Source organism: Saccharicrinis sp. 156 (assembly GCF_050589685.1).
In the GTDB taxonomy this organism is placed as follows: Bacteria; Bacteroidota; Bacteroidia; order Bacteroidales; family Marinilabiliaceae; genus Saccharicrinis.
Genome location: NZ_JBNGOS010000010.1, coordinates 171,640 through 188,163, shown reverse-complemented (window position 1 = coordinate 188,163; position 16,524 = coordinate 171,640). Strand labels below are relative to the sequence as shown.

Annotated in this window: 13 protein-coding genes; 3 read left to right on the top strand and 10 right to left on the bottom strand. The window is 39.0% G+C overall.

The genetic code is table 11. The features are described 5' to 3' along the window. Nucleotides 1-489 precede the first annotated feature (489 nt). Nucleotides 490-3,288 (top strand): excinuclease ABC subunit UvrA, encoded by a 2,799-nt coding sequence (uvrA, locus tag ACRD64_RS08275; protein WP_430932830.1) that lies wholly within the window; start codon nt 490-492, stop codon nt 3,286-3,288. A gap of 57 nt (nt 3,289-3,345) precedes the next feature. Here uvrA and ACRD64_RS08270 read toward each other — a convergent pair whose 3' ends face one another. The 8 genes from ACRD64_RS08270 to gcvT all read right to left on the bottom strand — a co-directional run bounded on the left by ACRD64_RS08270 (nt 3,346) and on the right by gcvT (nt 12,355). Then, nucleotides 3,346-3,804 (bottom strand): hypothetical protein, encoded by a 459-nt coding sequence (locus ACRD64_RS08270; RefSeq protein WP_430932829.1) that lies wholly within the window; start codon nt 3,802-3,804, stop codon nt 3,346-3,348. A 23-nt stretch (nt 3,805-3,827) separates the two neighbouring features. After that, nucleotides 3,828-4,763: a hypothetical protein gene (locus ACRD64_RS08265; protein WP_430932828.1), complete on the bottom strand. Its 936-nt coding sequence runs from the start codon at nt 4,761-4,763 to the stop codon at nt 3,828-3,830. A gap of 260 nt (nt 4,764-5,023) precedes the next feature. Continuing rightward, on the bottom strand, nt 5,024-6,010 hold the full coding sequence (locus ACRD64_RS08260) for a dihydroorotate dehydrogenase-like protein (protein ID WP_430932827.1): 987 nt from the start codon (nt 6,008-6,010) through the stop codon (nt 5,024-5,026). A 76-nt stretch (nt 6,011-6,086) separates the two neighbouring features. Beyond that, nucleotides 6,087-6,776, bottom strand: coding sequence for a YggS family pyridoxal phosphate-dependent enzyme (locus ACRD64_RS08255; RefSeq protein ID WP_430932826.1), 690 nt, complete (start codon nt 6,774-6,776; stop codon nt 6,087-6,089). A 73-nt stretch (nt 6,777-6,849) separates the two neighbouring features. After that, the gene (locus tag ACRD64_RS08250) at nt 6,850-8,100 is read right to left on the bottom strand and encodes a DUF1015 domain-containing protein (protein WP_430932825.1); all 1,251 of its coding nucleotides are present in this window, start codon (nt 8,098-8,100) and stop codon (nt 6,850-6,852) included. A gap of 342 nt (nt 8,101-8,442) precedes the next feature. After that, nucleotides 8,443-9,363, bottom strand: coding sequence for a 3-phosphoglycerate dehydrogenase (locus ACRD64_RS08245; protein ID WP_430932824.1), 921 nt, complete (start codon nt 9,361-9,363; stop codon nt 8,443-8,445). Between the two features lie 182 nt (nt 9,364-9,545). Next, nucleotides 9,546-10,616 (bottom strand): 3-phosphoserine/phosphohydroxythreonine transaminase, encoded by a 1,071-nt coding sequence (gene serC, locus ACRD64_RS08240; RefSeq protein WP_430932823.1) that lies wholly within the window; start codon nt 10,614-10,616, stop codon nt 9,546-9,548. A gap of 656 nt (nt 10,617-11,272) precedes the next feature. Further along, nucleotides 11,273-12,355, bottom strand: coding sequence for a glycine cleavage system aminomethyltransferase GcvT (gene gcvT, locus ACRD64_RS08235; RefSeq protein WP_430932822.1), 1,083 nt, complete (start codon nt 12,353-12,355; stop codon nt 11,273-11,275). A gap of 323 nt (nt 12,356-12,678) precedes the next feature. On the opposite strand from gcvT, the gene ACRD64_RS08230 reads away from it, so the two are divergent. Together ACRD64_RS08230 and ACRD64_RS08225 are read left to right on the top strand one after the other, a co-directional pair. Then, nucleotides 12,679-13,158, top strand: coding sequence for an Hpt domain-containing protein (locus tag ACRD64_RS08230; RefSeq protein WP_430932821.1), 480 nt, complete (start codon nt 12,679-12,681; stop codon nt 13,156-13,158). Nucleotides 13,159-13,173: 15 nt separating this feature from the next. Beyond that, a complete protein-coding gene (locus ACRD64_RS08225; RefSeq protein ID WP_430932820.1) occupies nt 13,174-13,497 on the top strand; it encodes an STAS domain-containing protein in 324 nt (107 codons plus the stop codon). Between the two features lie 228 nt (nt 13,498-13,725). Here ACRD64_RS08225 and ACRD64_RS08220 read toward each other — a convergent pair whose 3' ends face one another. Continuing rightward, nucleotides 13,726-14,475, bottom strand: coding sequence for a tetratricopeptide repeat protein (locus ACRD64_RS08220; protein ID WP_430932819.1), 750 nt, complete (start codon nt 14,473-14,475; stop codon nt 13,726-13,728). Between the two features lie 129 nt (nt 14,476-14,604). Then, entirely contained in the window at nt 14,605-16,401 is a 1,797-nt protein-coding gene (locus tag ACRD64_RS08215) for a BatD family protein (RefSeq protein WP_430932818.1), read from the bottom strand. Nucleotides 16,402-16,524 lie beyond the last annotated feature (123 nt).

Genomic DNA, 16,524 nt, shown 5'->3' with positions numbered 1-16,524 from the left:
ATCCCATGGCTCTACAACTACAAACTTGACTTTAGATTTAAATAGTGTAATGTATTCTTGCTAAATAAAATCGTTGATTACTTTCGGGAGCATCGTTCTGGTGTGTTGAAGCAACTCTGTGAAACGCTTTGTTTTGAAGTAGTTTAATTGCGTAACAGGATTTCTAATGCATATTGCGGGTTTAACGATGTACTACCATTTTGATTATGAAATGAGCACTTGGGATTATGCCGATGGATTAATGACCGCGTTATTGCGAAGCTTATATAACGCTCAGGTCATTAACCAATAAGTATAATTTAAAACAGAGCCTGTTAAGTAAAAGTTTAGGTACCGGGCTTTGACTTTTTATACTAATTGTATTTTTTGTGTTTTTGTATTAGTTTTAACATAAAGTCATCGCGACGTATACGATAAATATAAACGAACGGACCAAGTGAGGTAAAAAACTATTTTAATACCTTTGTCTTTCTAAAATTTTAAAGTTGTATGACAGTTACTGCTTCAAAAAGCATTCAAATAAAGGGGGCAAGGGTACATAATCTTAAAGGAGTTGATTTAGATCTTCCCCGAAATAAATTCATTGTTATCACAGGGGTTTCCGGTTCGGGAAAATCCTCCCTGGCATTTGACACGTTATATGCCGAAGGACAAAGGCGTTATGTAGAAAGTTTGAGTTCGTACGCACGCCAGTTTTTGGGAAGGATTGATAAACCTGAGGTTGACTTTATTAAAGGAATTCCGCCCGCTATCGCCATCGAGCAAAAAGTAAATACTCGAAATCCTCGCTCTACCGTTGGTACCTCAACCGAGGTATATGATTACATGAAACTGCTGTTTGCCCGCATAGGCAAAACCATTTCTCCGGTTTCGGGTAATGAAGTGAAACGCCACTTTGTTTCGGATGTGGTGGACCATATTGTTGACCACGATGATAAAACAAGATTGGTTATCCTTACAGACATTCATGTTCCGGAAGGACGCACATGTGCCGAACACCTTGAGGTTTTGATGAAGCAGGGATTTGTTCGTGTGGAAAGTGAGAATGAGTTTTATAAGATTGAAGATATCCTGCAGGATGAGAATCTGTTGTCCGGATGTAAGTCGTTTAACCTGGTAATCGACAGGGCAACAGCTTCTAAAGATGAAGACAACCTTTCGCGTTTGGCCGATTCGATTCAAACTGCTTTTTTCGAAGGCAAAGGAGAGTGTATGGTCAGGGTTTTCGAGAAAGATAAGGTGGAAACACAGACCTTCTCTAACCGGTTCGAACTGGATGGAATTGAATTTGAGGAGCCCAGTGAGCATATGTTTACCTTTAACAATCCTGTTGGGGCATGCAAAAGATGCGAAGGGTTTGGAAGTGTAATTGGTATTGATGAAGATTTGGTGATCCCCAATAAATCGCTTTCTGTTTTTGAGGATGCGGTGGCATGTTGGAAAGGGGAGAAGATGGGAGAGTACAAAAAAATGCTGATATCTGCGGCCCATCATTTTAATTTTCCTGTACACAAACCGTATTACGAGCTTAGTAACGAAGAGCGTAAACTGCTTTGGAAGGGCAACAGGTATTTTCATGGTATCGATACCTTTTTCAGGCATGTTGAGGAGCAGCAATATAAAATCCAATACCGGGTGATGTTATCCCGCTACCGGGGCAAAACAAAATGCCCGGAATGTAACGGTACGCGATTGAAAAAGGAAGCTTCGTATGTGAAAGTGGGAGGGAAGAGCGTTTCGGAATTAGTGTTGATGTCCATCACCGAGTTGATGGAGTTCTTTAAAAATCTGAAGCTATCAAAACACGAGGAAAAGGTTGGTTTGCGTTTGTTTAGAGAAATCAACACGCGCCTGAAGTTTTTATATGAAGTAGGTTTGGGTTATCTCACCTTGAACCGTCTTTCTTCCACGCTTTCCGGCGGGGAGAGTCAACGAATTAACCTGGCCACTTCATTGGGCAGTACTTTGGTGGGCTCCCTCTATATCCTCGATGAACCGAGTATAGGACTGCATTCCCGCGATACTGAATTATTGATAGGCGTGTTGCAAGAACTTCAGAAACTGGGGAATACGGTTATTGTGGTTGAACACGACGAGGATATTATGCGCGCTGCGGACGAAATTGTGGATATAGGCCCGGGAGCGGGCCGTTTGGGAGGAGAGATAGTTTTTAAGGGCAAATTGGAAGAAGATGCGTGTGCCGATTTAAGTTTGACACATCAGTATTTGTTTGGCGCTAAAAAAATAGAGCTGCCGATGTCGCGCAGAAGTTGGAACAATTATCTGGAAATATTGGGGGCACGGGAGAACAACCTCAAAAGTATTGATGTAAAAATACCCTTAAACGTTCTGAACGTAATCACGGGTGTAAGTGGTTCCGGTAAGTCTTCCTTGATCAGGTCAGTACTATATCCTGCCATTAAAAAAAGATTGGGCGGTTATGCGGATAAAACAGGAGCCTTTGATCTTTTAAAAGGAAGTGTGGAAGAGATAAGCGAAGTGGAATTTGTTGACCAGAACCCCATAGGTAAATCGTCTCGTTCCAATCCGGCCACCTATTTAAAGGCATACGACGAAATACGCAAGTTAATGGCTGGTCAGCAGGCTTCCAAGATAAATGGCTATAAAGCTTCTCATTTTTCGTTTAATATCGACGGCGGTCGGTGCGAGGAGTGCCAGGGAGAAGGTACCATTAAGGTGGAAATGCAGTTTATGGCCGATATCGTGTTGACTTGCGAGAGTTGTCATGGCCGCAGGTTTAAGAACGATATTTTGGACGTGAAATACAAAGGAAACAGCATTCATGATATTTTGGAGATGACCATTGAGCAGGCTATTGAATTCTTTGCCAAGGATGCCAAAAATACTGAAAAGAGAATCATCAGTAAGTTGCAACCTCTGGCCGACGTTGGTTTGGGATATGTAAAAATGGGGCAATCATCGAGCACGCTTTCCGGCGGAGAGAGCCAGCGTGTTAAGCTCGCTTCGTTCCTGGCCAAAGAAAAGAACGAACCTACCTTGTTTATTTTTGATGAACCCACCACAGGGCTGCATTTTAACGATATTAAAAAGCTATTAAAAGCGTTTGATGCGTTGATAGCCAAAGGCCATTCTTTGGTGATAATCGAACACAATATGGAAATCATTAAATCTGCCGACTGGGTCATTGATTTAGGGCCGGAAGGCGGTGATAAAGGAGGGTATTTGGTATTTGAAGGAACGCCTGAAAAATTAGCCGATGTGGCAGGATCATACACCGGTAAGTTTTTAAAACCGTACCTGCGATAGATACAAAAAAAGCTGCCTTTTAAGGGCAGCTTTTTTTAGAACCTAATAGGTCTAAAGTTATTGTTTATTTTCTTTTTCTATCCCAAATAACACAGCAACGCATCCTTTGGTGGTGTTTTCAGCGTTGTTGTAATCATCCAGTACTTTCAGTTTTAAAATTAACATCTGGGTTGTTTCTACCGTAAAATCCCAAACGTCTGCAAAGTCATGTTCTTTGTTGTCGAAAAGGATATGGTTTTCTTTATCTACCAAGCGGAAGTGAATATCGGGAAGGTTTTCGATTTTACTGATGGCAACACGATACTTTTGGCCTGCAAAAAAGGTTTTATACAGTTCGGCCGTTTCCCCGGCACCAAGAATTGTGGCATTGTAATTTCCGTCGTGAACAAATTCATTTAATTTGGCCTTGCCAATATTTTTGGCAAAACCCGCACATTGAGCTTTGCAAACATCAGGTGCCAGAAATAGAGCGGATACCAACAGCCCAACGTAAAGGGCTTTTTTTAGATTTTTCATGATTTGGTGAAGTGTGTTGTTGGTTACGAAATAAATTCGCCTCTTATTTCTTCCACTTTCTTAATTAAAGATTCAAATACTTCTTTTGACATAAATGTTTCTGAATCGGCTTTAATCGTTGTAACCCTGTTCTCGGCATCAGTTTCAGATTCAACCTTAGAGGTGTTAACAATTTTAACCTGCTCGAAAATCCCTTTTAACTCATTCATTTTGCCATACAGATACTGAATGTCCTCGTTATCGGGATAGGACTCCAGCAAGTTCATTACCGTAATCAGCGAAAGCTTTTGGTAAACAATTCTGTCCAATAGTCTTTTGTTGTTTTCCATGGAGCCATTTGTCAATGCCGATGCAAGGTATAAACCTTCTACCCATCCACCAACCAGAACTATTACCGAAATAGCAGGTCGGTCGTTCTCTTTTAAATAGGCATTGGAAGTCATAAAGGTTTCCGAGATGATTTCAAGAACCGCATCCCTGTTGTTCATGTTATCCTCCAGTTTTTTCATGGTGTTTTCATCAATGGCATCGATAATACTTAAACCTTCCGCCATTTTTTTTGCACATCCCATATACTGAATAGCACTTTGGGTTTGATCGAAAAGACTGGTATAACTTAAGTCTGCACTGTAAATACCTAAATTCAATGCCATTTTTAAATTGGTATTGTAATTGGTGATGTTTGACGTTGGATTTAATATTTCCCCGTCGTAACGTGCACCTGACCTTTTGATCAACATGGCAGTTTCCAAAGGCGATGGCAGCGAATAAAAAATCAGTTTCGATTTATTAAAATCTTCCATCATTTGGGGATCAATCTGTTGTTGGGTCGATTCAATTAATTCATCTTGTTCGCTGGATGACTTCTTTTGCTCGCTCGATTGACATGAACTTAGTATGCAGGCTGCAATAAATACAATTGAAACTGTTTTAGAAACTAGATGAAAAGTTTTTCTCATTTTGTTATTTTTTTATGCCTCCATTCTTACTGAAAATGCCAAAAATGCAGACCGTAATTGCTAGGTTTTTAATTAATTGTTACATTCCCAAATCGCTCCGATGCTTTTGGAATGCGTCACTCATATAATACAGCACCTAAAAATATCAAATATAATTCAAAAGCAATATTTTTTGATTGCTTTTGTTGATGAAATGCCAATAAAAAGCTTTTGACACCCTTGAGTTCAACAGCTCTTTACGTATTTTATGGACAAAGGTTTTATTCCATGTTCGAAAAATAGCGCATAAATTGGGCTCTCTCGTACATGGCAGGGTCTTTAATTTTTCGGTAACTCATCAAACCTTTGAAAGAATTTATGGTATCAAATTTCTTTTCTTCCATCCAGTATGATAATTCATTCAACATATCAGAGATGACTCCTGCTCCTTTTTGATAGACCGCAGAGCATACCTGAACCGTTGAGGCTCCCGCCAATAATTGCTTGATAACAGCTTCCCCGTCATGGTTGCCCGTAGAAGCCGAAATATCTATTTGTTGCACCTTGTCGGACACGATAGCCACCCAACGCAACGATCTTCTGATGTCAGCCGGGGTACTGAAAACGGATGCGGAAACCAGGCTTAACCGGTTGATATCTATATCTGGTTGATAAAAACGGTTAAATAAAACAACCCCATTGGCACCTAACGCATATAATTTGTTAACCACACCAACAATATTGGCAAAGTTATCGCCAAGTTTCATCGAAAAAGGAATATTCAATGTTTTGTTGATATTTTCGGCCACTGAATAATAAAGACCTTCAATAACCGAGGCTTCAACATTTTTGTCTGTGTTTACCACATGGATATTTAATTCAATCGCATCAGCACCAGCTTCTTCCACTTGTTTGGCAAACGAAATCCACTCGTTTGACGAAAAACAGTTTATACTTGCGATGATCGGAATGTCGAACTTGTTTTTAGCATCGGTGATGAGTTTCAGGTATTCCCCAACAGAATTGTCCTTTGTGTAGCCTGTAATATAATCCATCGCTTCGGGGTAATCATAACCCTCGCTGGTCTGGATTTGCTTATTGATATCGTGATTGATCTGCTCCTCAAATAGAGATTTTAAAACAACGGCACCTGCACCTGCATCTACCAGTTTCTGAATTTTATCAACGCTATTGGTTAAACCGGAACTACTAACAATAATTGGGTTTTTAAGTTTTAGACCCAGATAGGTAGTATTTAAACTTGTCATAGACTTTTATTTATTTATCAGAACAAATATAATTTTTTTTGTACATTTTCATTCCAAAATCCGCAATTAATGAATATCAATGATAGTTTCTGGCCCCAAATATTGTGCTGCCTATGCGAACCATTGTACTGCCTTGCTTGATGGCTATATCGAAATCGCCCGACATTCCCATGGATATCTCTCTAAAATATTCTTGTTTGCTAAAGTGCTTCTTTTTTAGTTGATCGAAAATATTAGCCAAAACCGAAAATTCTTTGGCCACTTGCGATTTGTCATCCGTATACGTAGCCATTCCCATTACGCCACATATCTCAACGTTTTCAAATTCGAGGATGGCATCGTTTTTTATGAGTTCATCCAGCTCATCCACAGAGAATCCGAATTTGGTACTCTCCTCCGCAATATGGAACTGTAACAAGCATTTTATGACCCTATTATTCTTTTTCCCTTCCTTATTAATGGTAGTTAGTAGTTTTAAAGAATCCACCCCATGCAGTAGGCTTACAAATGGGGCAATATATTTTACTTTGTTGCTTTGCAGATGACCTATGAAGTGCCATTGGATATCCTGGGGCAGTTCTTCGTGTTTCCGGGTTAATTCCTGCACTTTGTTTTCTCCGAAAACCCGTTGGCCGGCATCATACGCTTCCATAATGTCGCTGTTGGGTTTTGTTTTTGAAACAGCCACTAGGGTTACGGTTTCGGGTAGGGAGGATTTTATTTTGTTTATATTTTCAACAATGGTCATGTGTTCGTTTTTTTGCATAACAAAAATATCAATAAAAAAAGAGATTGCCTATCTAAAGCAATCTCTTTTGATTTATACTAAAGATAAAATTTTATTGCAATTTATGAATTACCAGTCCCGAGCGTAACTTAGGTTCGAACCAAGTGGTTTTTGGGGGCATAATATTACCAGTGTCGGCAATGTCTATTAATTGTTTCATAGAAACCGGATACAGGGCAAAGGCCACTTTCATTTCACCGCTGTCCACCCTTTGTGACAATTCCCCCAAACCACGGATACCACCTACAAAATCAATTCGTTTGTCGGTGCGTAAGTCTTTTATGCCTAAAATGTTATTCAATACCAGGTCGGAAAGAATAGTAACGTCCAATACACCAATGGGATCGCCGTCGTTGTATGTTCCCGGTTTGGCTTTTAGCTTATACCATTTACCATTTAAGTACATCGAAAACTGATGAAGTTCATCGGGTTTAATAATTTCGTTGGAGGTCTGAATGATTTCAAAACAATCACGAAGCCTGGCCATAAATTCTTGATTCGAAAGCCCGTTTAAATCCTTAACAACCCTGTTGTAATCAATAATCTTTAATTGGGTATCGGGAAAATGAACCGCCAAAAAGAAATTGTACGCTTCGTTGCCAGTATGATTAGGGTTTAGCTCTCTCTTCTCTTTTCCAACCAAGGCGGCCGCAGCCGTTCTGTGATGTCCGTCCGCTACATATGTGGCAGGGACCTTGGTCGCAAAAAGTTCTTCGATACGTCGATTTAAATCCTTGCCTCTAACTACCCAAAAATGATGTCCAAAACCATCCTCAGCGGTGAAGTCGTACTCCGGTTCGTTATTTTTTACATAGTTTTCAACGATGTCATCAATTTCTTTCACATTGGGGTAGGTGAAAAACACGGGTTCAATATTGGCATTGTTTATTTTTACATGAATCATGCGATCTTTTTCCTTTTCGCTTCTGGTCAATTCATGTTTTTTAATGATACCATTTAAGTAATCATCAACAGATGCAGCGCCCACGATACCATATTGGGTTCGTTCATCCATTGTTTGCGCGTAAATATAAAACCGGGCTTCCTTTTCCTGAAATAACCATCCCTTTTCCTGGAACATCTTGAAGTTACGAACGGATTTATCATATACCTCCTGCGAGTGGATGTCGATATCTGGCGAACAATCTATTTCGCTTCGGGTAATATGTAATAACGATTCCGGTTTTCCCTCCGCCATTTTTGCCGCTTCTTCACGGTTCATTACATCATAAGGCAAACATGCCAATGTACTGGCAATGTTTTGTGGTGGACGAAGTCCTTTAAAAGGTTTTACTACAGCCATATTGTTTAGATTTTAATCAGGATTTTAATCAGAATACAATATAGGCACTTAATTTTGTTTTGAATAGTGATATTTATCAAGAAGAAGGGGAGAGAGTTGCTGATTTTTGGCAGGAATTTTTTGCGCTCAAATGGCACAACCGATAATGGTTAACTGTAACATTTAAATCTAGTGCTTATAAAACGAAGAACTTATACGTTTAGGATTTATTTTTATGCGCATAAAAATAAATCGTTAAAGCATGAGATTTTAAGCATATGAAAATCATTTATGAGGCATATGACTGAGAACGAAAAAAGGGTATTCGAACGAATACCCTTTATATTTGATTTAAAAAAGAGCTTACTTGTTTACCTTAAAAGTAGTGACCCCGTTTTTGATGTAATCGACAATTTGATTGGCGGCTGCTACACCTGCGTTAATGTTAGCCTCTGCAGTTTGCGCACCCATCTTTTTAGGAGTAAAGAAATACCTTCCTTCAAATGGAGCGTATTCATCTTTGTTATCAGGAGCGATATCAGAGATATAAGCAAAATCAGTTCTTTCGTTCATCAACTTAATCATATCTGCTTCGTGAATAACCTCTTTACGGGCTGTGTTTACCAATACACCGTTTTTAGGCATCTTAGAAAGCAAATCAAAATTGATAGATTCTTTAGTTTGAGCAGTTGCAGGAATATGCAAAGACACATACTGACAAGTGGAATAAAGATCTTCAACAGAATCAACAGGTGTTACACCGTCTGCTTTAATTTTATCGGCACTTACAAATGGGTCGAACGCATAAACTTCCATTCCGATACCCTGCGCAATTTTGGCTACGTACATACCTACGTTTCCGTACGCGTGAATACCAATCTTTTTACCTTTAAGTTCGGTTCCCGCAGTACCGTTGTATGCATTACGGGCCATAGAAATCATCATACCAAAAGCTAACTCGGCAACTGCATTTGAGTTTTGCCCGGGCGTGTTCATGGCAACCACATCATGGGCAGTACAAGCTTCAAGGTCAAGGTTGTCGTAACCGGCACCTGCTCTAACAACAATTTTAAGTTCTTTGGCAGCCTCTATTACTTCGGCGGTAACTTTATCGGAACGAACGATAAGTGCAGAAGCGTCTTTAACGGCCTCCAGAAGTTCAGCCTTATCGGTATATTTTTCGAGCAAAGCAAAGTCGAAACCAGCTTCTTCAACAATAGCTTGGATTTTATCAACAGCAGCCTTTGCAAAAGGCTTTTCTGTGGCAACAAGTACTTTTGACATATTAGTAAGAATTTATGTTTATTTAGGTTATGTAATTGATATAGAGGTATGGAGTAGTTTATGCATTCCCCATTCCCCCATCTTTCTCCGGGGGCGTAGCCTATGGCGAAGAACCTGGTATGGTACTTCCCACTATCCCAAGGATAGTGGGAAGAATGTTCCAAGTGTTTTAATATGGTATTCTAGTGTTTGGAAGCAAATTCTTTCATGGCAGCAACCAATACTTCTACGCTTTCTTTTGGAAGTGCATTGTATGTAGAAGCTCTAAACCCACCTACCGAACGGTGACCTTTAATACCTACACACCCTTTTGAGGTGGCAAGCTCCATAAAGTCTTTTTCAAGTTCGGCATACTCTTCGTTCATCACAAAACAGATGTTCATGATAGATCTGTCTTCCTCAGCTTCAACAGTAGCCTTAAAGAATTTGTTGCTATCGATCTCGTCGTAAAGAAGCGCTGCTTTTTCCACATTCTTCTTGTTCATGGCAGAAATACCACCATTATTCTTCAACCAAGTCAAGGTTTGTAAAGCAGAAAATACAGGTAATACAGGAGGCGTGTTGAACATCGATTCTTTATCGATATGCGTGCGGTAATCCAACATAGTTGGAATTTCCCGCTCCACTTTACCTAATGCATCCTCTCTTACAATCGCCACGGTCACTCCGGAAGGAGCAAGATTCTTTTGCGCACCTGCATAAATTACATCGTATTTTGACACGTCGATGGGACGTGAGAAAATATCCGATGACATGTCGGCTACTAAACGAACACCCAGGTCTAAATCTGTTTTTATTTCGGTACCATATATAGTGTTGTTAGAAGTAATGTGTAAGTAATCTAAATCAGCAGGTATTTCAAAACCTTTGGGAATATAATTGTAGTTTTTGTCCTTAGAAGATGCAACTTCAATCACTTCACCAAATAATTTAGCCTCTTTTTGCGCCTTGGCTGCCCACGAACCGGTATTTAGGTAGCCTGCTTTTTTGTTTAATAAATTATATGGGACCGCACAGAATTGTGTGCTCGCACCACCACCCACAAAAATTACCTGGTAACCGGCTGGTACTTCCAACAATTCTTTAACAAGAGCAATCGCTTGTTCCATTACCGCAACGAATTCTTTGGAACGGTGAGATACTTCCATAACAGATAAACCTGTTCCCGCAAAATTTACAACAGCTTCGGCTGTGTTTTTAATGGTAAATTCCGGTAAAATAGATGGTCCGGCGTAAAAATTGTGCTTTTTCATGTTTAAATTATTTTTTACACTTATAGCCATTTTCAATAATAGAATTGTTAATGGATATGTATTATTATACAATTAATAAAAATTCAAAAAAATAGAGCTTTCACTATACAAAAAAGCCTGATTAGCTTACAATATTGAGATTTATCCTTTTCTTTTGAAGTATGGCGCAAATTTAGAAAAATCTGTCATTTAAATCCATTATTTGCCATAAAACATAGTTATCTGTTATAATTAAATGTTATGGTCTAAGTCTCCAAAATAACACCAAATACCGCTTAAAATATTGTTGTTAAAGGATATGTGAAATGATTTTTGTCATTCGGAAACCTGATTTTAGTCATGAAAAAATCTTTGTTACGTGAGGGTATCCCAAAATGTTTTTAATTAACAGCGGGACTTGCAGATTAAAAGCTGAGAGACTCAGTAACCCCCATCCCTGCATCTTTGATACGTTACTTCCCCTGGCTTCAGAGTTAAGGGGAAGAGCCATTCGCTCGGTACTTACAAATCGTAAATTTACAATTTTCATAAACTGAATATCGGACACCCTCACTACGTTATTTTTACGATACCGGTCTGCTTATGCTTATTTGAATGTTTTACGTGTAAATGTGCTTTTTACATTATAAAAGCAATAGTCAGGTCGGTGCGTTCATTTAGATAAATGGCGTTTTTACGACTAAGGCTTTCAGTTTTCTATTTCTAACCTTGATATATATTTCGGAACCCAATTTGGCATTTGGTGTAATTATATATCCCATTCCAATACCTTGTTGCAAAACAGGTGATTGCGTTCCGGAGGTTACCTTACCAATAACATGATCATCCACATCAACAATAACATAATCCTTGCGCGGGATGCCTCGGTCAATCATCTTAAAGCCTCTTAACCGACGTTTTACACCTTCGGTTTTCTGCTTTAATAACACTTGTTTGTCCATAAAGTCTTTGTCGTCTGTAAATTTTGTAATCCAACCTAAACCCGCTTCAATAGGTGAGGTGGTGTCATCAATATCGTTGCCATACAGACAATAACCCATTTCAAGACGCAAGGTGTCGCGGGCACCCAGTCCAATAGGCTGGATATTGAATTCTGCTCCAGCCTCAAAGATGGCCTTCCAAATATGCTCCGCATCTTTATTATGCATGTAAAGTTCGAAACCACCGGCACCGGTATAACCGGTATTTGAGATGATAACTTCATCAATGCCGCCTATTTTTCCCGTAACAAAGCTATAATAAGGTATCTCCGATAAATTTATATCCGTAAGTTTTTGCAGTGTTTCAACCGCCTTTGGTCCTTGCACAGCTAATTGTGAAATGGCATCAGATGCATTTTCCAGATCGGCACCCATGGTATTGTTTTTTACACACCATTCCCAATCTTTATTTATGTTGGAGGCATTTACAACCAATAGGTACTTTTCTTCTTCATATTTATAAACCAGTAGATCGTCAACTATACCTCCCTCGCCATTTGGAAAGCAAGAGTACTGAGCATTACCAACGGCTAGTTTGGATGCATCATTAGAAGTTATTTTTTGCACGAACTCCAAAGCATGGGGGCCTTTCGCCCAAAATTCGCCCATATGCGAAACATCAAATACACCTACCGAATTTCTCACTTGCATGTGTTCGTTGTTAATTCCCGAGTATTCTATTGGCATTTCGTAGCCGGCAAAAGCGACCATCTTAGCATTTAGCTGCTGATGGATAGCGTAGAAGGCAGTTTTTTTCATTATTTATTTTTCTTGAAAATTTAAGAACAAATGTTTTATCTATTGACACAAATGTATGCAAATGTTATTGGGTCATATATGATAATTACTTTCTTTTTATCCGTTTTGCTAAAAAATAGCGTATTCGCTCTTGTAATTTTTAAAGAATCTTTATCTTTAAGACGATTAAAAAACTCATTGAAGTACCAAATCAATACTTGGTACAATGAAAACTGTGAATTAAATGTACCAAGGAAATTGCTGAATTTACTTTGGAATTTGCATGTAGGTTACATAAAAAAAACTAGATTTGTATTTTAAACTAATAATTAAAGCCAGACCTAATGGTAGAGGATTACAAATATATCGACTTATCTTACCTTGAGGGAATTGCTGAAGGGGACAAGGAAATTATTAAAGAACTTGTTGAGATATTTCTGGATCAAATGCCCGAATTTACAGATGGTTTTGCGGAAAGCATGACAGACAAAGACTGGGTTAAAGTAGCAGCCATTGCCCATAAGGCAAAATCATCGGTGATGTCAATGGGAATGGAAGAGCTTGGTAGTATCGACCTGAAAAACATGGAGTTATTGGCGAAGCAACTACGAATCAATGAACTCTCGGTGAAAGAAAGCATAACGGAATCCCAAAAAGAAGAGATTGTCAACCTTAAACGGAATCTTGAGAGTTATCCTGACAGCAGGGTGACTTGGGTTGTGGAAAACGCCGACAAAGAAACATTAGAAAGTCTTATTGAAAAATTTACTACTGTATGTAATAAAGCAGTGGATGAGTTAAATAAAGTGATTAGTACCTATTAAACCTTACATACTCTTATGGTTGAAACAAGATTAAACGACGGATTTGTAATTGCCAGCATCAAAGAATCTGACAGACTTACAGCTGCTGTAGCGGATGATGTAAAAAGCGATTTGACAAGTATTGTATCAGAAAGCAACAGTAAAGTGATACTTGATTTATCAAATATCAAATTTATCGACAGTACTGGAATAGGTGTGTTAATATCCGCACTGAAAACAGCCAGGCAAAGTGATACATCTTTTGCTTTATGTGCAATTCAGAAGGATGTCATGAGCTTATTGTCATTGATGAAGCTAGATAAGATTTTTGAAATTTGTGCTGACGAAAGCATGTTATAAAATAACGTTGCAAACAATATGAAGTACATATTAGGTACGTTTTGTTTATAACAAGAAAGCCTGGCTCAACATTGAATCAGGCTTTCTTGTATATGCGTTTTAGGTCTGCAATATGCATGAGAATTTCTTAGCCAGCCTACTGGCCGGTATTACACATCGAAATGGCTTCAAAACAAGACACTGCGTTGCTTCATTTTAACGCTCCAGAGCGATAATTCCAATGTTGTGCTATATCACTTCTATTGCTGCAGCAGGCATCCAACCTTCATTACCATCGCTGATTACAATCCTTTTCCATTCGCCAAGTTCTTCCAGGATATTCACCTTTGTTCCTTCGTGCAGAATAAAAAGATCTGTTCCTCCAGCCGAAGGAGAACTCTTGACGCTTACGGAGGGCTCAAAAACAATAGCAGTATCCCGATTAATGAGCTTGTCTTTTTGAGAAGCTGAAAAGTTAAACGCTATAAATGCCACAACGAATAAAATTATTCCCGCAGCAAACGAAACTTGTTTTATACTTCTTTTACGTGAAAATAAAAATAGTCCTATACCCAATATAGATATACAAAAAGCAGTTATAGAGAGGAGCGCCCAGGTGTCGGACTTTGTTTTGCTTTTAAAGTTTTTAAACCAGGTTGCCAGAAAGAACTCGCCAACGGTTTCCAGTTTGTCGGTGATTTGCATATTGGACATTTCGAGGTTGTACCGGATGTCTTTGTCGTGCGGAGCCAGCAAAAGAGCTCTTTCATAATTTAATATGGCCCTGGGGAGATTGCCAGATTTGTAATATGCATTGCCAAGGTTATAATACAATTTGGCACTTTCGACTCCGGTATTAATAATTTCGTTATAAGAGGTTATAGCTTCCTCGTATTTCCCCTCCGTAAATAGGTTGTTGGCATCTTCAAATCTGTTGTCTTGAGCATATGCTGAAGCGGCAGCTGCAAGTACGATAATATATATTAGTAGTTTTTTCATGCGCTTAATAATTAGTAAAACTTGAAAAGCTATGCAAATTTCAATCCCCGAATTAAGTTCGGGGCAGGCTTTGTTCCTCTGTGCCCGGTTGTTCGTTTGCTGCCCGTGGCAGAAAAGCGACTATGCAGGTTATTTTTTTATTTGATTATCCAATCTGCCAATGTTGGTTAAAGCCCGTTTATACAGTTTATCCATTTCTTCGGTAGCTCCTGAATCAGGGGAGAAACGGGCAAACTCGCAAGTGTCTAGTATTGATATCAGTTCATCTTTCACTTGTGTTTCAACACCTCGTTCTTCAATGAGCGTGCTTATTTTGTCCTTGTTTAATTCACTTACCGGTAGGTATAGCTTGTCGCTTAAATAGGTGTATAAAGCTTTCAATACTTCATCGTAGAACGCCTCATGATCTTTTGCCTTAAGGAAGGAAGACGACTTTTTAAGGCGTTTTTGAGCCATTTTATTCGCTTTCTTGTTCTTTACCAAATGCACGTTCTCATTTTCGTGCATGCGCTTCCTGTATAACACAAAGGCCACAACCAGCAATAGCACAGGTAATAAATACCCCAGATAAAACAACATAGAACCGAACAGGAAGGTACCTTTAGGTTTTAAGTCGGGTCGTCCGGTTTTGATAAATCGGATATCCTTTCCTACAAACCTAACATCCTCGCGGTTTACACTGGATGGACTATACGTTCCACTTACATATTCTTCTCCTTCGCCATTTTTTTCAACCTCGATATGGATGGGTTGCGACGAAATTGTTTTAAAACTATTTGATTGATAATCGAAATATGAGAATATTAAAGGATCGATGGTATATGTTCCCGGAAACCTGGGAATAATAAGGTACTCAAATGTTTTGGTTCCTTTCATCCCGGCCGTTGTGTTCTGAAAGTTATTTTTAGTCGTAGGATCAAACAAATCAAAGTCGGTAGGGAAGTTAAACTCGGGCGAGGACATCAATTTGTGATTGCCCGTGCCGGAAATGATTACTTTAATTGTGACACCATCATTTACCTTAACTTTATTGGCAGAGGTCACCACCTTCATGCTCAACTGTCCAACGGCTCCAGAAAAATTCTGTGGTCTGCCCGCAGGATATGGTTTAACCGTTACTTCAATTGGCTTGGACTTAACACGTTTTTTTACAACCCTGTAGTTGTTATCAAAAAAGTCGTCGAAAATGCTTTGCGACCTACGACGCACCCTTTGTTTGATCAAAAACTCTATCTCGGTGGGAGAGATGGTTTGCACGCCGGTTTTTTGTGCATATAGTACTTTCTGTTCAAAGGTACCTACTCTATATTGTTTATTATTCACATACTCGTAGGCCCATTGAATATTACTGCCATCGGACAGTTCTTGTACGATGAAATTCCTGAAATCGGGATGTTTGATATCCGAAACATTGTCCAGGTCGATTCTGGTATAAATTTTAGTGGTCAGCACCAAAGGTTCGCCCTGGTATATACTCTTTTTATTGCTGAGTACCTTGATGAACAAATCATCCGTTGAGAAATCTGTCTCGGAAGACTGCTGTTGCTGACTTTGTTGTTTTTGGGCGGAACCGTCGTTTTTTACAACCTCAATACTGATTTCATTACTTGAATATTTGTTACCATCCACAGTTATCTGTGCCGGATTAATAGTGTAATTGCCGGGTTTGTCGCATTTTAAAATATAAGTGTAGGTATACTGTCTGCTTCTGGTCACTTTCCCATTAATTATTTGTGTACTTGAACTGGTCATGACACTGGGCCCCATTAATACTGTAAAATCGGGGAGGGGGGGTAACCTAAAATCATCGCCTTCTTCGTTGACAGAGAATATAAGCTGGAATTTCTCTCCCGCCAACACAGACTGCTTAGCCTGGGCTGTAAACTGGACATCTTGCGCACCCACACTTTCAAAAATGGAAAGCATGAGAACTATAAAAAATATGTGTTTTAATTGGTGCATCATCACAATATTGAAATTCTTGTGCAAAAATATATTTATAAGCCTGAAAAAATCAAACATTTTTCACTTTTCGCTACGCTAATCAAA